The 20,688-nt window shown below is 72.4% G+C and carries 21 protein-coding genes and 1 tRNA gene; 11 read left to right on the top strand and 11 right to left on the bottom strand.

Going from position 1 to position 20,688, the window contains the following annotated elements; all coding sequences use genetic code 11:
* Nucleotides 1–3: 3 nt before the first annotated feature.
* Both QQX10_RS06985 and recR read left to right on the top strand, forming a co-directional pair.
* Nucleotides 4–2,046, top strand: coding sequence for a DNA polymerase III subunit gamma and tau (locus tag QQX10_RS06985; RefSeq protein ID WP_301121967.1), 2,043 nt, complete (start codon nucleotides 4–6; stop codon nucleotides 2,044–2,046).
* A 44-nt stretch (nucleotides 2,047–2,090) separates the two neighbouring features.
* The gene (gene recR, locus QQX10_RS06980) at nucleotides 2,091–2,687 is read left to right on the top strand and encodes a recombination mediator RecR (protein ID WP_301121969.1); all 597 of its coding nucleotides are present in this window, start codon (nucleotides 2,091–2,093) and stop codon (nucleotides 2,685–2,687) included.
* A 130-nt stretch (nucleotides 2,688–2,817) separates the two neighbouring features.
* Here the strand turns inward: recR and QQX10_RS06975 are convergent, their stop codons facing one another.
* Together QQX10_RS06975 and QQX10_RS06970 are read right to left on the bottom strand one after the other, a co-directional pair.
* Nucleotides 2,818–3,987 (bottom strand): ABC transporter permease, encoded by a 1,170-nt coding sequence (locus QQX10_RS06975; protein ID WP_301121971.1) that lies wholly within the window; start codon nucleotides 3,985–3,987, stop codon nucleotides 2,818–2,820.
* A complete protein-coding gene (locus tag QQX10_RS06970; RefSeq protein WP_367281261.1) occupies nucleotides 3,984–4,925 on the bottom strand; it encodes an ABC transporter ATP-binding protein in 942 nt (313 codons plus the stop codon). The genes QQX10_RS06975 and QQX10_RS06970 overlap by 4 nt, the downstream gene beginning before the upstream one ends.
* Nucleotides 4,926–5,047: 122 nt before the next feature.
* Between QQX10_RS06970 and QQX10_RS06965 the strand changes: the two genes are divergently transcribed.
* Nucleotides 5,048–5,611: a TetR/AcrR family transcriptional regulator gene (locus tag QQX10_RS06965; RefSeq protein WP_301121973.1), complete on the top strand. Its 564-nt coding sequence runs from the start codon at nucleotides 5,048–5,050 to the stop codon at nucleotides 5,609–5,611.
* On the opposite strand, the gene QQX10_RS06960 is transcribed toward QQX10_RS06965, so the two are convergent.
* Nucleotides 5,608–7,116 (bottom strand): carboxylesterase/lipase family protein, encoded by a 1,509-nt coding sequence (locus QQX10_RS06960; protein ID WP_301121975.1) that lies wholly within the window; start codon nucleotides 7,114–7,116, stop codon nucleotides 5,608–5,610. The two genes, QQX10_RS06965 and QQX10_RS06960, sit on opposite strands and share 4 nt — an antisense overlap.
* A gap of 116 nt (nucleotides 7,117–7,232) precedes the next feature.
* On the opposite strand from QQX10_RS06960, the gene QQX10_RS06955 reads away from it, so the two are divergent.
* Together QQX10_RS06955 and QQX10_RS06950 are read left to right on the top strand one after the other, a co-directional pair.
* Entirely contained in the window at nucleotides 7,233–8,504 is a 1,272-nt protein-coding gene (locus tag QQX10_RS06955; RefSeq protein ID WP_301121977.1) for an aspartate kinase, read from the top strand.
* Nucleotides 8,501–9,544 carry an aspartate-semialdehyde dehydrogenase gene (locus QQX10_RS06950; RefSeq protein WP_301121979.1) on the top strand — a complete coding sequence of 348 codons (1,044 nt, stop codon included), beginning with the start codon at nucleotides 8,501–8,503 and terminating at the stop codon, nucleotides 9,542–9,544. The genes QQX10_RS06955 and QQX10_RS06950 overlap by 4 nt, the downstream gene beginning before the upstream one ends.
* Before the next feature lie 76 nt (nucleotides 9,545–9,620).
* On the opposite strand, the gene QQX10_RS06945 is transcribed toward QQX10_RS06950, so the two are convergent.
* The 4 genes from QQX10_RS06945 to QQX10_RS06930 all read right to left on the bottom strand — a co-directional run bounded on the left by QQX10_RS06945 (nucleotide 9,621) and on the right by QQX10_RS06930 (nucleotide 14,115).
* Entirely contained in the window at nucleotides 9,621–10,268 is a 648-nt protein-coding gene (locus QQX10_RS06945; RefSeq protein WP_301121981.1) for a hypothetical protein, read from the bottom strand.
* 287 nt (nucleotides 10,269–10,555) lie between these two features.
* Nucleotides 10,556–10,629: transfer RNA gene (locus QQX10_RS06940), tRNA-Pro, on the bottom strand.
* 67 nt (nucleotides 10,630–10,696) lie between these two features.
* Complete coding sequence (locus QQX10_RS06935) at nucleotides 10,697–11,605, bottom strand: metallophosphoesterase (protein ID WP_301119360.1); 909 nt, start codon at nucleotides 11,603–11,605, stop codon at nucleotides 10,697–10,699.
* Between the two features lie 2 nt (nucleotides 11,606–11,607).
* Nucleotides 11,608–14,115: a penicillin-binding protein gene (locus QQX10_RS06930; protein ID WP_439710116.1), complete on the bottom strand. Its 2,508-nt coding sequence runs from the start codon at nucleotides 14,113–14,115 to the stop codon at nucleotides 11,608–11,610.
* A gap of 160 nt (nucleotides 14,116–14,275) precedes the next feature.
* Here QQX10_RS06930 and sp36 point away from each other — a divergent pair, with 160 nt between their 5' ends.
* Entirely contained in the window at nucleotides 14,276–14,434 is a 159-nt protein-coding gene (sp36, locus tag QQX10_RS06925) for a Sp36 family protein (protein WP_301119356.1), read from the top strand.
* Nucleotides 14,435–14,436: 2 nt separating this feature from the next.
* Nucleotides 14,437–14,910 (top strand): RidA family protein, encoded by a 474-nt coding sequence (locus QQX10_RS06920; RefSeq protein ID WP_301119354.1) that lies wholly within the window; start codon nucleotides 14,437–14,439, stop codon nucleotides 14,908–14,910.
* Between the two features lie 63 nt (nucleotides 14,911–14,973).
* Here the strand turns inward: QQX10_RS06920 and QQX10_RS06915 are convergent, their stop codons facing one another.
* Nucleotides 14,974–15,666, bottom strand: coding sequence for a Crp/Fnr family transcriptional regulator (locus tag QQX10_RS06915; RefSeq protein ID WP_301119352.1), 693 nt, complete (start codon nucleotides 15,664–15,666; stop codon nucleotides 14,974–14,976).
* A 1-nt stretch (nucleotide 15,667) separates the two neighbouring features.
* Nucleotides 15,668–16,072, bottom strand: coding sequence for a hypothetical protein (locus tag QQX10_RS06910; protein ID WP_301119350.1), 405 nt, complete (start codon nucleotides 16,070–16,072; stop codon nucleotides 15,668–15,670).
* Between the two features lie 95 nt (nucleotides 16,073–16,167).
* On the opposite strand from QQX10_RS06910, the gene nth reads away from it, so the two are divergent.
* Entirely contained in the window at nucleotides 16,168–16,866 is a 699-nt protein-coding gene (gene nth, locus QQX10_RS06905) for an endonuclease III (protein WP_301119348.1), read from the top strand.
* 11 nt (nucleotides 16,867–16,877) lie between these two features.
* On the opposite strand, the gene nhaA is transcribed toward nth, so the two are convergent.
* Both nhaA and QQX10_RS06895 read right to left on the bottom strand, forming a co-directional pair.
* Nucleotides 16,878–18,215, bottom strand: a complete 1,338-nt coding sequence (nhaA, locus tag QQX10_RS06900) for a Na+/H+ antiporter NhaA (protein ID WP_301119346.1) — start codon at nucleotides 18,213–18,215, stop codon at nucleotides 16,878–16,880.
* A 47-nt stretch (nucleotides 18,216–18,262) separates the two neighbouring features.
* Complete coding sequence (locus QQX10_RS06895) at nucleotides 18,263–18,973, bottom strand: response regulator transcription factor (protein ID WP_301119344.1); 711 nt, start codon at nucleotides 18,971–18,973, stop codon at nucleotides 18,263–18,265.
* Nucleotides 18,974–19,029: 56 nt separating this feature from the next.
* On the opposite strand from QQX10_RS06895, the gene QQX10_RS06890 reads away from it, so the two are divergent.
* From QQX10_RS06890 to QQX10_RS06880, 3 genes are read left to right on the top strand one after another with little or no spacing between them, the layout of a single operon-like run.
* The gene (locus QQX10_RS06890) at nucleotides 19,030–19,764 is read left to right on the top strand and encodes a hypothetical protein (protein WP_301119342.1); all 735 of its coding nucleotides are present in this window, start codon (nucleotides 19,030–19,032) and stop codon (nucleotides 19,762–19,764) included.
* 18 nt (nucleotides 19,765–19,782) lie between these two features.
* Nucleotides 19,783–20,217, top strand: a complete 435-nt coding sequence (locus tag QQX10_RS06885) for a thioredoxin family protein (RefSeq protein ID WP_301119340.1) — start codon at nucleotides 19,783–19,785, stop codon at nucleotides 20,215–20,217.
* 33 nt (nucleotides 20,218–20,250) lie between these two features.
* Nucleotides 20,251–20,688, top strand: coding sequence for a DUF4395 domain-containing protein (locus QQX10_RS06880; protein WP_301119338.1), 438 nt, complete (start codon nucleotides 20,251–20,253; stop codon nucleotides 20,686–20,688).

Here is a 20,688-nt window from a genome sequence, read left to right as displayed (position 1 = left end):
CCCGTGACCACCGCGCTCTACCGCCGCTACCGCCCCGACTCCTTCGCGGACGTCGTCGGCCAGGAGCACGTGACGGCGCCGCTGATGCAGGCCCTGCGCGCGGACCGGGTCAACCACGCCTACCTCTTCTCGGGACCGCGCGGCTGCGGCAAGACCACCTCGGCTCGCATCCTCGCGCGATGCCTCAACTGCGCGGAGGGCCCCACCGACACCCCCTGCGGCCGCTGCGAGTCCTGCATGGAGCTCGCGCGGGGAGGCGCCGGATCCGTCGACGTGGTCGAGATCGACGCCGCGTCGCACAACGGTGTGGACGATGCGCGCGAGCTGCGCGAGCGCGCCGCCTTCGCGCCGGCGCGGGACCGGTACAAGATCTTCATCCTGGACGAGGCGCACATGGTGACGCCGCAGGGATTCAACGCGCTGCTCAAGCTGGTCGAGGAGCCTCCGGCGCACGTGCGCTTCATCTTCGCCACCACCGAGCCGGAGAAGGTGATCGGCACCATCCGGTCGCGAACCCACCACTACCCCTTCCGGCTGGTGCCGCCTCCGGTGCTGACCGGCTACCTGCAGACCCTGTGCGAGGCCGAGCAGGTCGAGGTCGCCTCCGGCGTGCTGCCGCTGGTGGTGCGCGCGGGCGGCGGCTCCGTGCGCGACAGCCTGTCGGTGCTCGACCAGCTGATGGCCGGCTCGGACGACTCGGGCGTGACCTACGACCGCGCGATCTCGCTTCTCGGTTTCACCGACGCCACCATGCTGGACGACGCGATCGACGCGATCGCGGCCGCCGACGGCGCCTCGCTGTTCGACGTCGTGAGCCGCGTGATGTCGACGGGCCACGAGCCCAGACGCTTCGTCGAGGACCTGCTCGAGCGCCTCCGGGACCTCCTGGTGCTGGCCGCCGCGGGGGAGGGCGGGGCGCGGGCGCTGGGCGACATGCCGGAGGACCAGCTCGGCCGCATGAAGGACCAGGCCCGTCGGCTCGGGCTCGCACGCGGCTCGGTCGCCGCGGACCACGTCAACCAGGCGCTGACCCACATGGTCGGCGCGACGTCCCCCCGCCTCCACCTCGAGCTCCTGTGCGCGCGCCTGCTGGCGTCGGAGGCGCCGCGCGAGGCCGTGGCGCGGCCGGCCGCTGCGTCCCCCGAGCGGCCCGCAGCGGCGCCTGCACCGACGCCCACACCTGCCCCGGCCCCCGTGCGCGCGGCTCCGGAGCCGACCGTCGCGGCCACGCCCGTCGAGGCGAGCACCGCGGCACCCGCCACGGCCGCTCCTGCCGCCCAGACGGCTCCGTCCGAATCGCCTGACCGCGCCCCGGCCGCACCGCCGGAGCCCGCCCGCGCTGCTTCCGCACCAGCCCCCGCCGCACCCGCTCCGTCGGGCTCGGCCGGCGGCGCCCAGGACACCGAGCTGGTGCGCCGGCGGTGGGACGAGGTGCTCGGCACGCTCGAGCGCCGGCGCGTCACGTGGACCATGGTCAAGCAGAGCGCCCAGGTCGCGACCATCGAGGGCGGCGTACTCACCCTCGCCTTCGACAACGCCAGCCTCGCGAGCCGGTTCGGCGGCGGCAGCCACGCCGAGAACGTCGCGCTCGCGGTCCGCGAGACGCTGGGCCTGCAGGTGACGGTCGAGGCGGTCATGGGCGCGGCTCCGCCGGCGTCCCGCACGCCCGCACCCGCGGCCGCGCGACCCGCTCAGGCCGCGGCGGCACCCAGCGCCAACGCCGCCGCGGTGATGGCGGCGGCCGCGGCCGCCCCCGCGTCCGCCCCGCCCTCGTCCGCATCGTCCCGGCCCTCGTCCGCATCGTCCCCCGCCCGTCCGGAGCCGGTCGCGCCGCCCGAGCCGCCGCCGGCGTCGAACCCCGCGACGGCCGCCGTGCCGATGCCCCCGGTCTCGTCGCCGCCGCCCGACGACGAGCCCCCGCCGTGGGATGAGCCCCCGTTCGACGAGGAGGAGATCTCTGACGACGACGCCCGCGCGGACGATGCGGGGCTCAGCGCGGCGGAGATCCTCGCGAAGGAGCTCGGCGGCACGGTGGTCGACGACTGAGCGCCTGACCTCCCGGTCGGGCCGCTGCGCCTACTCTTGTCCCCATGTACGACGGCGCGGTTCAGGACCTCATCGACGAGCTCGGGCATCTCCCGGGCATCGGCCCCAAGAGCGCCCAGCGCATCGCCTTCCACCTGCTCGCGGCCGACCCGGCGGACGTGCGCCGCCTCGCCGACGCGATCACCACGGTGAAGGACAAGGTCAGGTTCTGCGAGGTCTGCGGCAACGTGTCCGAGGAGGAGCGCTGCCGCATCTGCACCGACCCCCGGCGAGCGGACGACCTGCTGTGCGTGGTCGAGGAGCCCAAGGACGTGGTCGCGATCGAGCGCACCCGGGAGTTCCGCGGCCGCTACCACGTGCTCGGCGGCGCGATCGACCCCATGAACGGCGTGGGACCCGACGACCTCCGCATCCGCGAGCTGCTCGGGCGGCTGGGCGACGGGAAGGTCGAGGAGATCATCATCGCCACCGACCCGAACATCGAGGGCGAGGCCACCGCGACGTACCTCGCGCGGATGCTCGTCCCCATGGGCGTGACCGTCTCGCGCCTCGCCTCGGGGCTGCCCGTCGGGGGCGACCTCGAGTACGCCGACGAGGTCACCCTCGGCCGCGCGTTCGAAGGCCGTCGCAAGGTCGGCTGACCCGACCGCCCGGACAGTGCGCACGGATCTCGGGACGACACGCCGCGGTCGCGCCGACGAGGAACATCGACACGCCGCAGACCCGGGACCGACTCCGTGCGGACTGTCCGGGGAAGGGGGGCAGGCGGTGTCAGGCCACCCGCGTGCCCGGGCTCAGCCGGCCGTGCGGGACCTCGAGCCGGCGCACCGCGAGCACGATGGCTCCCGCGGCGAGCAGGCCGTGGAACGCCAGCCCCCACGGCCACACCGCGGAGAGGCCCGCGAGCCGCTCCCGACGCTCGAGCTCCTCGGGGAGCAGCTCCGGCTCCTCATAGCTGTCGTACCCGTAGCAGTAGTTGACCACGGTCTCCGGCCCGAGCCGCGCCGAGCGGACCGCGTACTTGATGGAGCCGAGCATGGTCTGCGGGCTCTCGTAGCGGCTGTCGGAGACCACGTCGTTGCTCGGGGCCGCGTCGGCGACGATCACGAACGGGTTCGCCGCGAGCAGCCACCAGGTGCGCTCGGTGTGCGGCTGGTCCCAGGTCTCCTCGCGGAACGTGCAGCCGTCCGCGGTCGGGTCGTCGACCCGCTCCCCGGTCCAGCTGTCGTAGGCCTGGCCGGTCTCGTCGTAGTAGTACTGCTGGTCGTAGTAGCGGACCGTGGTGGGCTCGCTCACCAGCACGAACGACAGGCCGAAGAACACCAGCGTGAGCACGCTGAGGGTGGCGACGGACACGTACGACAGCACGGCGGAGGCCGCGGTGCGCGACGCGATCGCCGACCAGCCGAGCCCGATCGCGCAGACGACGAGCAGCTCGACGGCGAGCACCAGCACCGTCACGATCACGGCGCCGACGGGGGCTCCGGAGCCGACGAAGCCCCACACCATGAACGGGATCGACAGCGCGAGGAAGGCCAACGACGCCGCCCACGCGGCTAGCAGCTTGCCCAGCACGATTTCGATGGCGCTCAGCGCCGTCACCTGCAGCGGCGCGAGCGTGCCGTCCTTGTTGTCGCCGTTGATCGAGGTGGCCGACAGCGTCGGCGACACCAGCAGCCCGAGGAAGAGCACGAAGAAGACGAGCACCCCGAACACCACATCACCGGGGCCGCCGTAGAACATCTCGCCGCCGACCGTCGACTCGAGCAGCAGCGTGACCGCGCCCACGAGGGCCACGAACACCGCGAGCGCCCACTTCCAGCGCGTCGACCGGATCCGCTGGCGCAGCTCGAGCTGGGCGACCAGGAGGATCCCGGAGAGGGAGGGTCGCCACGCTCCGCGCTGTCGGGTCTCCCCGGTGGAGATGTCGATCGCGGTCATCGCCGGTCCTCCTCCATGGTGAGGTACGCCTGCTCGAGCGCGCTGCCCGCGGGGCCGAACGCGATGAGCGGCACCTCCGCACCCACCAGCACCGCGAGGAGGGCCGCCGCGTCCGCCTCGTCCACCACGTGCACGGCGGCGCGCTCCGGCGCGTCGCCCACCGGCTCCCACGGTCGCCCGAGATCGCCGAGCACCGCGCGGACGTCCGTGCCCGGCAGCGCGGTGATCAGCCATCGCCGTCGCGCCTTCTCGACCACCGCGTCGGCGTCGGCGCCGAGCGTCGCCCCCTTGGACATGAACACCGCGGAGTCGACCATCTCGTCGAGCTCGGACAGCACGTGCGAGGAGATCAGGATCGCCTTGCCGTCCGCGGCGAGCGCGCGCACCAGCTCCCGCAGCTCGATCCGTGACCGAGGGTCGAGCCCCGAGGCCGGCTCGTCCAGGATCAGCACCTCGGGATCATGGACCAGCGCGCGGGCGAGGGAGAGGCGCTGCTTCTGGCCGCGGCTCAGCACCCTCGCCGGCTGGGAGGCGTACTCCGACAGATGCACGGTGCGGAGCAGGTCGAACGCTCGCGCGCGTGCGGGCTCACGCGCCAAACCGTACGCACGTCCGAAGGTGGTGAGCGTCTCCTCGCAGGTGAGCGAGTCCCAGGTGCCGAGCACGTCGGGCATCCACCCGAGGTGGACCCGGGCCGCCGCCCCCTCGGCGAGCGGATCCCTGCCCGCGACGCTCACCTCGCCGCCGTCGGGGCGCAGCAGGCCCGCGAGCATCAGCATCAGCGTGGTCTTGCCGCAGCCGTTCGGGCCGATCAGCGCGGTGACGTGACCCGGCGGCACGGCGAGGGACGCGTCGACGACCGCCTGCACGGTGCCGAAGGCACGGCGCAGGCCACGTGCCTCGAGCGCCAGGCCGCGGTCCACCTCCATGTGTGACATGACGCTCAACCTAGTGGTGATCGTTGTGTCGCGTGCACCCCCAATAGTGGGGGCAGCGCGCGATGGAGCCCGCTCGATAGAGTCGACTCACTCAGTCGCACGCCCATCGACAGGAGCGCCGCATGCCCCGTACCTCGGACAAGCCGGAGCGGCTGCGCGCCGCCGCCTTCACCCTGACCCGCGACAAGGGGGTGGACGGCTGGACGCTGGCCGACGTGGCGGCGGCCGCCGGGGTTCCCGCGGGCTCGATCTTCTACCACTTCCGCACCAAGGAGGCGATGGTGCTCGGCGTCGCCGACGAGCTCGACTCCGACCTCGCCGCCATCCTCGCGACCTGCGCGCTCGAGGACGGGCCCGTCGCCCGGCTGACGGCCCTCCTCGACACCTACGGCGACCGTTCGTCCGAGATCGTGGCCCGCGGCACCGCGATCGGCACGCTCGCGCCGCAGCTGCGCCGTGCGGGCGCCGCCGACCGCGTGGTGGCGCTGCAGGAGCGCCTGGTCGGCTGGATCGCGGCCCAGTTCGAGGAGCTCGGGTTCGCGCCGGCCGCGGCCCGGGCGCGCGCCCTCCACCTGCTGAGCGGGATCGAGGGGGCGGCCGCGCTCGCGAACGCGCTAGGCGACCCCCAGCCCCTCGACCTCGAGGCGGCGCACCTCGCGCGCTGGGTGAGCCGCGCGAGCGCCTAGCCCGGCAGCGTCTCGGCGGCGAACGCGCGCTCGAAGGCGTACCCCGCCTCGACGCCCCGGACGGGGTCGCCGTAGACGATCGTGGCCGTGCCGTCGGCATGCGGCGGCGCGTCGACTGTGCCGTCGACGACGACGCGGAGCCAGTCGCCGTGAACGGCGTCGGCGAGCGCCTGAGGCGCGGCGAGCCCCACCCGACGGATGGCCTCCCGATCACGAAGGATGTCGAAGCCGAAGGGCAGGTCAGCGCAGTGCGGGGCCTGCCCCAGCTCGGGGATGCTCCAGCGGAAGTCGTAGGCCCATGTGCGGGATGCCGCCTCTCCCGCGGCGCGCAGCGACGCCCACCGTGCCACGTGCCGCCTGAACATGGCGTCGGACAGCGCCTGACCGACCACGTCGGCGGCATCGCCGCCCTCGACGCGCGCCGCCAGCTCGGCCGCGAGGGGACCGCTGATCCCGGCGCGCTCCAGCGCCGCCGTCGGCTCGACGCCGTCGAGCGCCTCGCGCATGCCGGCGGCGACGGCGTTGAACTCGTGCGCGGTGGACCCGATCAGCAGCGCGACGTCGGCGCCGACGCCCGCCGCGATGCCCTCCGCGATCGTGCCGGGGATCAGCCCCCCATCGATCACGGGCGAGAGCCGTAGGTTGTCGTCGAGCAGGCCCGCGAGCGCGTCCTCGCCCGGAGGACCGTCGAGGAACGTGGCGCCCTGGGCGTCGAGCACCTCGATCTCCGAGCGCGATCGCATGCCCGCCAGGTCCGGCGCCACGCCGAGGGTGCCGGCGACCCGGGTCCCGAACGCACGCGCGTCGTCGACGGTGACCCGGACGTCCGCGGGGGACAGCGCGATCGCGCCCCGGAACAGCCCCTGGGCGGCGGGCATCGTCAGCAGGCGCATGACGGACGCCCCGCCCGCGGACTGGCCCGCGATGGTCACGCGCGACGGGTCGCCGCCGAAGGCCGAGATGTTCTCCTGGACCCACCGGAGCGCCGCGAGCTGGTCGAGCACCGCCCGGTTGAGCGGCGCCCCGTCGATCCAGCCGAACCCGTCGAATCCGAGCCGGTAGCCGAACGTGACGGTGACCACCCCGTCGCGCTGGAACGCCTGACCGCCGTACCACGGGCTCGCGGGTGAGCCGCCGACGAACCCGCCTCCGTGGATGTAGACCAGCACGGGCAGCCCGGCGCCCGCGCGCGGGTCCGGGGTGCCCACGTCGAGCGTGAGCGTGTCGGCTCCCGGGACCGTCGGCTCGGGGATGAAGGAGTCCGCCCACGGCGAGCGCCGCTGCGGGGTGGACCCATGCAGGGCGCAGTCCCGCACCCCGTCCCACGCCGCACGCGGCACCGGCGCGAGGAACCGCCGGTCACCGACGGGCGCCTCGGCGTAGGGGATGCCCAGGAACACCGCGGCGCGCGACACCTCCCCGTCGACGGAACGATGCTCGCGCCAGACCCCCCTCGCGGAGCCGGAGCGGGTGAGGACCTCGGGACGTCGGGAGGGCGTGGTCATGACGGCACGGTAGCCCAGCCGCTCGCGTGTGTGCGCCGCGCAGCGTGCCTCTAGAATGAGGCCCGGTGCCCGCCGTGTGCAGGGCGAAGCGACCCCCCTCCCTCTGGAGCAGAAGCATGTCCCTTGTGGTGCAGAAGTACGGCGGCTCGTCCGTCGCGGACGCCGCGGCGATCCGGCGCGTCGCCGCGCGCGTGGTCGACACGGTCCGCGCGGGCAACGACGTGGTGGTCACCGTCTCCGCCATGGGCGACACCACGGACGAGCTGATCGACCTCGCCAACGAGGTCACCACCGCACCCGACCCCCGCGAGATGGACATCCTGCTCACCGCGGGCGAGCGGATCTCGATGGCGCTGCTCGCGATGGCGATCAACTCCGCGGGCATCCCCGCGCAGGCCTTCACGGGCCCGCAGGCGGGCGTGATCACCACCGAGCACCACGGCCGCGCCCGGATCATCGACGTCGCACCCGGCCGCCTGCAGCGCGCGCTGTCGCAGGGTCGCGTGGCGATCGTCGCCGGCTTCCAGGGCCTCAACCAGGAGACCCAGGACGTCACCACGCTGGGACGCGGCGGCTCCGACACCACCGCGGTGGCGCTCGCGGCCGCGCTCGGCGCGGACGTCTGCGAGATCTACACGGACGTCGACGGCGTGTTCACGGCCGACCCGCGCATCGTCCCCGCCGCCCGCAAGCTCACCCGCATCACCTATGAGGAGATGCTCGACCTGGCCGCCTCCGGCGCCAAGGTCCTCATGCCGCGCTGCGTCGAGTACGCGCGCCGGTTCAACGTCCCCGTCCACGTGCGCTCCTCCTTCTCCGGCCTGGAGGGCACGTGGGTGACGGACGGCACCGAGGAAGGAGATGACATGGAAGACCCGATCATCGCGGGAGTCGCGCACGACCGCTCCGAGGCCAAGATCACGGTCACGGGCGTCCCCGACGTCCCGGGCTCCGCGGCCCGGCTGTTCGAGGCCGTCGCACGTGCCGACGTCAACATCGACATGATCGTGCAGAACGTCTCGGCGACCAACACGGGCGTCACGGACATCTCCTTCACGCTCCCGCAGGCCTCGATCCCCGCGGCCATCGCCGCGATCGAGGGCGACCACGAGGGCATCGGCTACGCCGCCCTCGCGACCGACGACACGATCGGCAAGATCTCGCTGGTCGGTGCCGGCATGCGCTCCAACTCGGGCGTCTCCGCGAAGTTCTTCGCGGCGCTGCGCGACGCGGGCGTCAACATCGAGATGATCACCACCTCCGACATCCGCATCTCCGTGGTCACCCGCGACGCGGATCTCGAGAAGGGGGTGAAGGCGGTGCACACCGCGTTCGACCTCGACTCCACCGAGGGCGAGGCCGTGGTCTACGGAGGGACGGGACGATGAGCCTGACAGTTGCAGTCGTGGGCGCCACCGGGCAGGTGGGCGCCGTCATGCGCGAGCTGGTCGCGGAGCGCTTCGCCGATGCGGAGGTGCGCTTCTTCGCGTCCGCCCGCTCCGCGGGACGCGCGCTCGAGCACCTGGGCCGCGAGATCGTGGTCGAGGACGTCGCCTCGGGCGACTACGCCGGGATCGACATCGCGGTGTTCTCCGCGGGCGGCGCCGCGTCCAAGGAGTACGCGCCGCTCTTCGCCGCGGCGGGCGCGATCGTGATCGACAACTCCTCGGCGTGGCGCAAGGACCCCGAGGTGCCGCTGGTGGTCTCCGAGGTCAACCCCGAGGCGCTGGACGACATCCCCAAGGGGATCATCGCCAACCCCAACTGCACCACCATGGCCGCCATGCCGGTGTTGAAGCCGCTGCACGAGGCCGCCGGCCTCGAGCGCCTGGTCGTGTGCTCGTACCAGGCCGTGTCGGGCTCGGGCCTCGCGGGCGTGGAGGAGCTGCACTCGCAGGCCGCCGCCGTGGTCGACGGCGCGAAGGCGCTCGCGCACGACGGCTCGGCGGTCGAGTTCCCGACGCCCGTGAAGTACGTCGCGCCGATCGCGTTCAACGTGGTGCCCCTGGCCGGCTCCGTGGTCGACGACGGCTCCAACGAGACCGACGAGGAGCAGAAGCTCCGCAACGAGTCGCGCAAGATCCTGGGCCTGCCCGAGCTGATGGTGGCGGGCACCTGCGTGCGCGTGCCCGTGTTCACCGGTCACTCGCTGTCGATCAACGCCGAGTTCGAGCGGGGCATCACCCCCGAGGATGCGTACGAGATCCTGGCCGCCGCCCCCGGCGTGCGGGTCGAGGAGGTGCCGACGCCGCTCGCGGCCGCCGGCGGCGACGTCTCGCTGGTGGGCCGGATCCGTCAGGACCGGTCCCTCGAGGGCACGCGCGGCCTGGTGCTGTTCGTGTCCGGCGACAATCTCCGCAAGGGCGCCGCGCTCAACGCGGTGCAGATCGCGGAGCTGGTCGCCGCGAAGCTCGGGGCGAACGCGTAGGCGACCGCCGCATCGTCCGACCGAGGCCCGGGCCCCCCTCCAGCGGGGACCCGGGCCTCGGCGCGTGTGCGGGCGCTCAGCGGCGGTTGAGCACGTGGACGTGGACGTCGGTCGGCACCGCGTCCTCGATCCAACCGCCTGCGGGGTCGGCTGTCAGGTGCACCTCAACCGTGGCGGCCGCATGGATCACCCAGCGCTCGCCTTCTGCGGTCCGCACCGTGCCCCGCACCGAGTTCGCCGCGCTGATGTGGACAGCGTCGGGGAGCCCGCTGATGTCGACCATGGCGCGGTCCTGCAGGTTGCCCACCCCGGTGGCGATCGGGTCGGGAGCGGAGCCCGCCTCGACCGCGGGGCAGAACACGGTGTCGATCCATTCCAGGAGCTCGACGCCACCGCCGTCGTACACCTCGATGGTGGCGCGGTTGTTGATGAGGCGCTCGAACACCACCCCGTCGTCGGGACGGATCCTGTCGAGCTCCATCGAGACCTCGGGAGGTGCGCCCGTGCAGAGGTCGGGGGCGTGCATGCCCGCGAACACCAGCAGGTCGGCCTCGAACGGCGCCGTCGAACCGCCCGGGACGCCGGCGTTGCCGTAGAACCGGCCCATCGGGAACTCGTACCTGTCGACCTCGGTGCGTGCCGAGGCGGGCGTGGCCATCGCCACGGCGAGCCCGATCGCCGCGGCGACGGCGAGCAGGGCGGGCTTGAGCGTGGATCGTGTCATGATCCTCTCCCCCGGCCCCCGGTGCGCCGGCGGGCGCCCTCCCCCTTTGGACGGGCCCACGAGTCGCAGTGAGCGCGGCCACCCTTGGGGACCTCGCACCCTAGAACAGACGGGCGGCGCGAAAGGTTGTGCCGGCCGTCCGCGCGCGGGGAGAGGGCATCGTGCGACGATGCGGGCGGGAGGCGTCGCGCGACGCACTGCCGGCGCGCACCCGACCGCCGAGACGACTCGCGGCGGAGACGACGAAGGGCCGGACGCTGTCGCGTCCGGCCCTTCTCTCACAACCGTCGGGGTGACAGGATTTGAACCTGCGGCCTCGTCGTCCCGAACGACGCGCGCTACCAAGCTGCGCCACACCCCGGTTTTTGAGCCTGCCTAGGATATCCGACGCGGGGCCGAATCATGAAATCCGCGGCCCCCGGGCTGGGTCAGGACCGCGGCACCAGCGTCAGGACGGTGGCCTCGGGCCGGCACGCGAACCGCACCGGAGCGTACGGCGACGTGCCGAGCCCGCCGCTGACGTGGAGGAACGCCCCGGCGCCGCCCGAGTCGGGTCGCACTCCGGGCCAGCCGTGCAGGCCGCTCGCACGGCTGGTGTCGAGGTCGCAGTTGGTGACGAGCGCCCCGTAGAGCGGCACGCAGACCTGCCCGCCGTGCGTGTGGCCCGCGAGGATCAGCTCGGCTCCGTCGGCCGCGAGCCGGTCGAGCGCGCGCGTGTACGGGGCGTGCACCACGCCGATGCGGGTCGCCGCGCCCGCGGCGAGCGCGGCGGCCTCCGGCATGGCGTCCCGGCCGATGTGCGGGTCGTCGAGCCCGACCAGGTCAAGGATCGACCCCGCGGCCTGCACGACGCCGCGCGCGTTGTCGAGGTCGAGCCAGCCGGCGTCGGTGAGACCGCGACGCAGGTCGTCCGTCGGGAGCCGCACCGGCTCGGGACGCACCCGCGTCGGGCTCGCGAAGTACGTGAACGGGTTCTTGGGGTGCGGCCCGAAGTAGTCGTTCGAGCCGAGGACGAACGCGCCCGGGAGGCGCAGCAGCGGCTCGAGCGCCTCGAGCACCGTCGGCACCGCCTCGAGGTGAGCGAGGTTGTCACCCGTCGTGATGACCGCGTCGAGCGGCTCCGCCGCCAGCGCCCGGACCCACCGCACCTTGTCCCGCTGCGACGGGGTCAGGTGCAGATCCGAGAGGTGCAGGATCCGCACGGGACGGCTGCCCGCGGGCAGCACCGGCACCGTGCGGCGGCGCAGCACGAAGGAGTGCGCCTCGGCGAGGCCCCACGCCAACCCGGCGCCGGCCGCGAGCGCGAGAGAGCCGACCACGCCGAGGGAGCGCCGCATCGTCAGTTCCCGTCGCTGCCGTCGTTGTTGTTGCCGCGACCGTTGCCGTTGTTCCCGTCGTTGCCGTTGTTGCCGTCGTCGGAGTCGTCCGAGCCGTCGTCGGTCAACGGCCAGCCCGAGGGCGGGTTGGTCGCGAAGTCGGCGGGGGGCCAGGAACCGCCCCACCAGTCGTCGGGTGCGACGTTCGGGTCCCAGCCGTCCGGCCAGTTGTACCACCAGTCCGGTCGCTCGTCGGTCGCGACCGAGAAGTAGATGGTCGAGCCCGGAAGCGCCTGACCCGAGGGCGACTGCGACACGACGATGCCCGGCGCGTACGCCTGGCTGAAGACCCGGGTCGGGTACTCCGCGAGCCGGAAGCCCGCGGCGGCGACCCGGTTCCGCGCCTCGTCCGCGGTGAGACCGACGATGTAGGGCACGTCGATCGGGTTGCCGTAGAGGATGTCGTCGCTGGGCTCGCCGAAGGTCTCGACGGGCATGCCCTCGAGCGCCACGTCCATGTACGCCTTCCAGGTCGGCGCCGACAGCGACGAACCGTAGAGCACGTTGTAGTACCTGCCGTTGAGCGTGATGTTGCGGCCGGGCTCGTCCACGTTGGGGTTCCCGAGCCACACGGTCGCGACCAGGTTGGGGGTGTAGCCCATGAACCAGAGGTGCTTGTTGAGCTGAGCGGTACCGGTCTTGCCGGCGGCCGGACGCCCGTCGGCCAGCTGCGCGACCACACCGGTGCCGCGCTCGACCACCTGCTGCATGGCGTACGCGACACCCGTCGCGATCTCCTCGTCGATCACGCGCTCGCAGCTCTCCTGCGGCACGTCGAGCGAGTTCCCGTCGGCGTCGGTCACGGACAGGATCGCGAGCGGGTCGCAGCGCACGCCGCCGTTGGCGAAGACCTGGGCGATCTGCGCCATGGTCAGCGGGGACGCGTTCTGGGTGCCCAGCGTGACGGACGGGACGATCTCGAAGTCGGCGCCGTCCGCGCGGTGGAAGCCCAGGTCCTCCGCGGTGTCGCGGACGGCGCACAGGTCGAGCTGGTTCGCCATGTTCGCGTACGCGGTGTTGACGGAGTTCGCCGTCGCGTCCAGCACCGTCTGCTGGTAGGCGCGGGCGCCCTCGACGTTGCCGGGCTCCCAGGTGCCGCCGCCGACGTTCCAGTTGTCGTCGAGGCACGATGCGGTCCACGAGTCCGCCTGGTACTCCTGCTGACGGCCGTCCACGTTCTGCATGAGCGCGTGGCCGCTCCGCAGCCACTCGGTCAGGATCACCGGCTTGAACGTCGAACCAGGCGAGAAGCCTCGAGAGCCTCCCCATTCACGGTCGACCGCGTAGTTGATCGCCGTCGAGTCGATGGTGTCGGCCGCCGGGTCGAAGTCCTTGTTCTGCGCCATCGCCAGGATCTCGCCGGTCTTCGGGTCGAGCGACACGAGCGCCATCGCCCAGCCGCTCGGGTCGTCCGCCGGGAGCGACTCGCGCAGCGCCGCGTTCGCGGCCTTCTGCTTGTCGAGGTCGAGGGTGGTGACGATGTCGAGGCCGCCCTGGTAGAGCAGGTCGGCGCCGGTCAGCCCGGAGTCCTCCTGGTTGAAGACCTCGTCCTTCTTGATGATCTTGGTCACGTAGTCGCAGAAGAACGGCGCGTCCGCCGCGGCCACGCAGGAGAACTTGGGCCGCTGCACCTTGAGCGTGTCCTCGATCGGGATCGAGGTGTACGTGTCGAACTCCTCGGCGGTGATCTCGCCCTGCTCGTACATGGTCAGCAGCACGGTGTCGCGGCGGTCCTGCGCGTTCTGCGGGTAGCGCACCGGGTTCCACTTCGAGGGGTTCTGGGTGATGCCCGCGATGGTCGCCGCCTCGATCGCGTTGAGGTCCTTCGCGGACTTCGAGAAGTAGTACTGGGCGGCCGCCTCGGCGCCGTAGATGTTCGTGCCGAACTGCGCGATGTTGAGGTACTGCTCGAGGATCTGCTCCTTGCCGCAGTCCACCGCGGGGTCCTCGTCGCTGCACTCGGTCCCGTAGGTCTGGTCGACCTTCTCCTCGAACGCGAGCGCGAGCCGCCACTCGCGGATCTTGCGGGTGAGGGAGACCTCGGTCGCCGCCTCGATCGCCTCGTCGTCCTCCGTCTCGATGGCCTGCTGCAGCAGCGTGTTCTTGACCAGCTGCTGGGTGAGCGTCGAGGCGCCGGGGCTCGACGAGGAGGTGAGGTTCACGTATGCCGCGCGCAGCAGGCCCTCGCCGTCGACGCCGTGGTGCTGCATGAAGCGCTTGTCCTCGATGGAGATCACCGCGCGCTGCAGCCACACCGAGATCTCCTCGAGCGGCACCACGACCCTGTTCTGTGTGTAGAACGTGGCGAGGAGGTTCTCCCCCGTGCGGTCGTAGATGTTCGACTGCTGCGGGAGCGACACCGAGTCGAGCTCCTGCGGCAGCTCCTCGAAGAGCTCGGCCGACCCCTGGGCGGCGGAGCCCGCGACCGTCACCGCAGGCAGAGCCACGCCTGCGAGGAGGAATCCCCCCATGATCGACAGTGCGACGAACGCCGCCAGAGCGGTCACGACCTGCACGAGCGTCACGCGGGTGCGGGGGCGAGGGGAACGAGCCATGCCTTCCAGTTTAAGTCAGCGATGCTGAGAGCCCGTCCGGCCGGTGCGCGGGGTACGCGGAGGATAGGCTCGCGGCATGACTGAGAAGTGGGAATACGCGACCGTGCCGCTCATCGACCACGTGACCAAGCAGATCCTGGACCAGTGGGGCGACGACGGCTGGGAGCTCGTGCAGGTGGTGACCGGTCCGACCGGCGGCCTGGTGGCCTACCTCAAGCGTCCCAAGGTCGGCTGAGCGTGAGCGCCTCGCAGCGCCTCGCCGCGCTGGGGCTCGAGCTGCCCGAGGTGGCGACCCCGGTGGGCACCTACGTCCCCGCGAAGCGGATCGGCGACCTCATCCACACGTCGGGTCAGCTGCCGCTCGTCTCGGGCGACCTGATCGCGGTCGGGGTCGTCGGCCAGCGGTCCGGCGACGTGACCCCGGAGCGCGCGAACGAGTGCGCCCGGGTCGCCGCGCTCAACGCGCTCGCCGCGGCCGCGCAGGCCGCCGGCGGGCTCGACAGCATCGAGTCCGTGGTGAAGATCACCGGCTTCGTCGCCTCCGCTCCCGGCTTCACCGCGCAGCCCGCGGTCATCAACGGCGCCTCGAGCCTGCTCGTCGAGGTCTTCGGCGAGGCGGGTCGCCACGCGCGCTCCGCGGTCGGCGTCGCCTCACTCCCGCTGGGGGCACCGGTCGAGGTCGAGCTCACCGTCGCGCTTCGCTCCCTGTAGCGGGACGATGCGGCGACCACCGCATCGTCCCGCGTCGCCTCGCCGTCGGGCGGCGCGACGCGGCTAGCGCGAGCGGGCCCGGAGGCGCTCGGGCTCGTACACCTCGACGGCGCCGATGTGGACGTCGATCCATCCGCGCGAGGCGAAGTCGGCGAGCGCCTTGTTCACGGTCTCGCGCGAGGCTCCGACGAGCTGGGCGAGCTCCTCCTGCGTGAGGCCGTGCCTCACGGTGACATGGCCGCGCTCCATCCTGCCGAAGCGGTGGCCCAGGTCGAGGATCGCCTTGGCGACGCGCCCGGGCACGTCGGAGAACACCAGGTCCGCCATCGTGTTCGACATCCGCCGGATGCGCTGGGCGAGGGCGCGCAGCATGTGGCGCGACATCTCGAGGTGGTCGTCCAGCCAGACGTCGAGCACGCTCTTCGGCAGCTCGTAGACGATCGAGTCCTCGACCGCGTGCGCCCGCGACAGCCGCGGGCCGGGGTCGAAGACGGACAGCTCGCCGAGCATGTCGCCCACGCCGAGCAGGGCGAGCAGGTTCTCGCGGCCGTCGCGCGCGGTCCGGGCCAGCTTGATCTTGCCCTTGACCACGACATACAGGGCGTGACCGTCGTCGCCCTCGTTGAAGATGGTCTCGCCGCGGGCGAGCTCGCGGCGCTTCATCTGCCCGACGAGCGAGCGTGCGGTCGCCTGATCCATGCCGCCGAACAGCGGCGAGGAGCGCAGCAGCTGCTCCTCACGAGCGGCATCGGCCATGTCAGGGACCCTTCTCGCCGTCATCCATCCGGTGCGTGTCCGCGAGCGCGCGCACCATCTGCGCCGTCACATTATCAAGGGTCGCGGCCACGCGAGTCTCGTACGCCTCCAGCCCGGCGTCGAGCCGGTCGAGATCGTCGACGGTCGCGACGGACAGGCCGGCAGCGTCGGGCCACAGCGCCCGGGAGAGCTCGTCGCCCGTCGGCGCACCGGCCGCGAGCGCCTCCCACGACAGATCGAGGCCGGCGTCACCCGTGATCTCCGGTCGCGCCAGGAACGCGACGGCGAGGTCGCGGCGCGCCTGCACCAGGCGGCGCCACCAGCGCACGCGGGCCAGCTCACGTCGTGTGTCGCGGCGTCGCTGACGCAGCTCGGCGACGGCGTCTGCAGTCGAGGACGGGGTCACCTTCACCTCCCTCGCGACCGGCGGGCCGTGTGCTCGCCACATCCGTGTATCGGCCGGGGCCAGGCGAGGCTTGAGCGGTCGCTAGGGTGAGATCCATGTCCCGCCCCGCACCGCTGACCGTCGCGAGGAGCGACCAGGAGGCGCCCCCGGTCGCGCTCGTCCGCCGGGCCCGCGCGATCAACCGGGCGCTGGCCGACGTGTACCCGGACGCCCACTGCGAGCTCGACTACGGCACGCCGTTCCAGCTGCTCGCCGCGACGGTGCTGAGCGCACAGTGCACGGACGTCCGCGTGAACCAGGTGACTCCCGCGCTGTTCTCCCGGTTCCCCGACGCCGCGGCGATGGCCGGCGCGGACCGGGACGAGCTCGAGGCGCTGATCAAGCCCACCGGCTTCTACCGCTCCAAGGCGGAGTCGCTGCTCGGGCTGAGCCGCGACATCGTCGAGCGGTACGACGGCGCGGTGCCCGGCCGGCTCCGGGACCTGGTGACGCTGCGCGGCGTGGGGAGGAAGACGGCGAACGTGGTGCTCGGCAACGCGTTCGACGTGCCGGGCATCACGGTCGACACCCACATGGGCCGCCTCGCCCGACGCCTGGGTCTCACGGTGAGCGAGGACCCCGTGGTGGTCGAGCGGGACCTGATGGCCTTGATCGAGCGCCGCGAGTGGACGCTCTGGTCGCACCGGGTGATCTTCCACGGTCGCCGCCGGTGCATGGCGCGCACGCCGGACTGCGGCTCCTGCGAGATCGCCGCGCTGTGCCCCACCGCTCCCGGGGCGCGCGTCCGGCGGTAGCCCCCGGGGCGCTAGTGGTCCGCGCGCGGGTGCTCGTCGACGCCGACCTCGTCGGGGTCGACCCCGACGCTCTTCGCGAGGTCCTCGGGCTTCGCCATCCGGTTGGCGGGCAGCGGCACCGGCGTGGAGCGCCGCTCGTACAGCCGTCGGTAGAAGCGGTCGCGGAAGCCCAGGAGCCCCGCGCCGAGCGCGGCCGCGAGCACGGACGCGGTCAGCACGGAGAGCTTGACCACGTCGGCGTTCTCCCCGCCGAACGCGAGGTCTCCGATCAGGAGGGAGACGGTGAAGCCGATGCCCGCAAGGAACCCCATCCCCGTGACGTCCCACCACGAGAGGCCCCGATCGAGCTGGGCGTTGGTGAAGGTCGCGACCAGGAAGGTGGCGAGCACGATCCCGAGCGGCTTGCCGATCACCAGGCCGACCACGACACCGTGCGCGACCGGGCTCGCGATCACCTCGGAGATGGCGTCCGCGCTGATGGCGACGCCGGCGGCGAACAGGGCGAACACGGGGACCGCGAAGCCGGCCGACACGGGGCGCCACAGGTGCTCCCAGTGCTCGGCGAGCGAGTGCTTCTCGCCCTTGCGGGCGACCGCCGGCACCATCATGCCGAGCGCGACGCCCGCGATGGTCGCGTGGACCCCGGAGGCGTGCATGAAGGCCCACGCGGCGAACGCGATCGGCACCAGCAGGAACGGCGAGGTCCAGCCCTTGCGGATCACCAGGCCGAATCCGACGATCAGCACCGCGGACACCGCCAGCCACAGGAAGTTGAGGTCGCTGCTGAAGAACACGGCGATGATGATGATCGCGAGCAGGTCGTCCACCACGGCGAGCGTCAGCAGGAACGCGCGGAGCGCGTTGGGGAGCCACTTGCCGACCACTGCGAGCACGGCGATGGCGAAGGCGATGTCCGTGGCGGTCGGCACCGCCCAGCCCTTGAGGGACCCGCCCTCGGCCAGGTTGAGGGCGACGTACAGCAGCGCGGGGACCGCCATGCCGCCGATCGCGGCGACGATCGGGACGATCGCGGTCGACGGGCGGCGGAGCTCGCCGACCACGATCTCGCGCTTGAGCTCGAGGCCCACCACGAAGAAGAAGATGGCGAGCAGCCCGTCCTTCGCCCACGCCTCGACGCTCAGGTCGAGGTGGAGGGCGTGCGGCCCGATCACGAAGTCGCGCACCGACTCGTAGAGCTCGTGCAGCGGGCTGTTCGCGAGCACCAGCGCCGCGACCGTGCCGATCAGGAGCAGGATGCCGCCGGCGCGTTCGGTCCGCAGGACGTCGGCGAGCGTGCGCTCCGTCGACGGTGTCAGGCGGGAGAAGAGGCGCGTCGCGCGAGTGGGCATGCTGCTCCGAAGATCTCGTCGGGGAGGGTGCAGCAGGAGTCTACCCGTCAGACGGTGGCTGCTCCCTGGGCCGCGGTGCGCGCGGGCTGCGGGGGATCGAAGCGGTAGCCGACGTTGCGCACGGTGCCGATCAGGTGCTCATGCTCGGCGCCCAGCTTGGCGCGCAGCCGGCGTACATGGACGTCGACGGTGCGGGTGCCGCCGTAGTAGTCGAAGCCCCACACCTCCTGCAGGAGCTGGTCGCGCGTGTACACGCGGCCCGGGTGCTGCATCAGGTACTTGAGCAGCTCGAACTCCTTGTACGTGAGGTCCAGCGGGACGCCCTTGAGGCGGGCCGTGTAGCCGCCGACGTCGACCGTGAGGTCGCCCGAGGAGTACTCGGCCGCCCGCTCGAGGGGGTCGGCGGCGCTCGCGCGTCCCATCAGCAGCCGCACCCGCGCCTCCACCTCGGCGGGGGACGCCTCGGCGAGCACCACGTCCGCGGCGCCCCAGTCGGCGTTCACGATCGACATGCCGCCCTCGCGGAGCACCAGGAGGATCGGGACCGCGACGCCGGTCACCTGGATGAGGTTGCAGTTGTTGCGGGCCTCGACCAGGTCGGCGCGCGCGTCGACCACCAGGATGTCGGCGTCCATCGCGTCGAGCATCGCCGACGGCTCGGGCGCGACCACGCGGGTGCGATGCGACAGCAATGCGAGGGCAGGCAGGACATCGGCCGCGCCGTCTGCCGACGGCGTGAGCACGAGCAGGTCTGCCATCGCCACCTCCGATTGGGCTTCACTGTACCGCCGCGGGGTCTGAGAGACTAACGCCCATGATTCCGACGACGAGGGCGACCATCACGGCCGCCGCCGCCGCCCTCGTCGGCGTCGCCGGATACCTGGGGACCAGGTATCTCGCGGTCGCGGTGCTCGCACTGATCACGCTCACAGCCCTGGGATGGCCCGCGCTGCTGCGCGCGTCCCGCAAGCGCCACGCCACGGTGATCCTGACCGTGGGCGGCGCGCTGGCGCTCGCGGCGATCGCACTGGGCAGGACCGCGCCCCACCTGCGCCACGTGGTCGCGGCGGTCGCCCTCATGGTCATCGCCGCGCTCGTCTCCGAGGTGTTCTTCGCGAGCGCACGGGGACGGACCGTCACCTCGGTCGCCGCCGTCGCGGCGGGGGCCATCGTCGTGACCTCAGGTGCGGCGTGGCTCGCGGCCGCCCGCACGCACGGCTCCGAGGACCTGGTGGTCGCGGGCGCCGTCGCGCTGGCGGCCTCGTCCGTGGCGGCGGTCTCGACGCCGAACCCGCACCTCAACACCATCATCGCGCTGGTCGCCGGCACCGGCTTCGGGCTGGGCACGGGCTACCTGTTCCCGGACCTGGTCTGGTACGCCGGCGGCTTCGTGGGCTTCCTCTGCGCGGTGATCGTCACGCTGCTGCAGGAGCTGTACCGGCGGGAGCCGCGACCACGCGACTGGATGCCGGGAATAGCATCGGCACTCTCGCCCGTTCTGGCGGCGGGCGCGCTCGTCTACATCGCCGGCCGTCTGCTCATCGGCTGAAGCCCTCGAAGGAAGTCCATGCTCGTCCGTGTCCTCATCGTCGTCGCGATCCTGGTGGTCGCGTCCCTCGCCGCGCTCTGGTGGCAGCGGCGCCAGGGAGTCGCGCACGAGGTCGAGCGAGCGGGCTCGCTGTCCTCCGCGACGCTCGGCGCGAAGCGCGGCTACCACGCGACGTTCGTGCAGTTCTCGACGCCCATGTGCGCGAAGTGCCCGCCCACCGCGTCGCTGCTGGGACGCCTCGCCGCCGAGGACCCCCGCGTGGTCCACATCGAGATCGACGCGTCGGAGCGGCTCGACCTGGCCCGCGAGCTCGAGATCATGCGCACCCCCACCATCCTGCTGCTCGACGGCGACGGCGTGGTCGTGTCGCGCATCTCGGGAGCCCCCACCGAGCACCAGGCGCGCGAGGCCCTCGCAGCCGTGCCGCGCACCGGCACCGACTACTCCATCTGAACCCCCGCATCGTCCCCACCCCAGGAGCCCCCCATGAACGACCTCCAGCTCGACCCGCGCGGCCCTCGCTTCGGCGCGTTCTTCCAGCTCGCGTTCTCCGTCGCCGCCCTGCTCGTGGGCGCCAACACCGGGGGCATCGCGATCATGGCGGTGCTGCTCGTGCTGTTCATCCCCGGCGCGATCGTGGGTCCGCAGGCGACCGTGCAGTCGTGGGTGTTCAAGACGTTCGTGCGTCCCCGCCTCGCGCCGCCCACGGAGACCGAGTCGTTCCGGCCGCCGCGCTTCGCGCAGCAGATGGGCCTCACCTTCTCGATCCTCGCCGTCGCGTGCGGCCTGCTCGGCCTGGACCTCGGCTTCTACGTCTTCACCGGCTTCGTGACCTTCGCCTCGTTCCTCAACGGCGTGTTCAACCTCTGCCTGGGCTGCGAGATCTACCTGCTGGTCAAGCGCCTCACCACCCGGGCGGCCTGA

It is taken from the genome of Demequina lignilytica (assembly GCF_030418305.1).
GTDB classification, from domain to species: Bacteria; Actinomycetota; Actinomycetes; order Actinomycetales; family Demequinaceae; genus Demequina; species Demequina lignilytica.
Note: the sequence above shows the minus strand (reverse complement) of the source record. Positions and strands in the feature narration are given on the sequence as shown.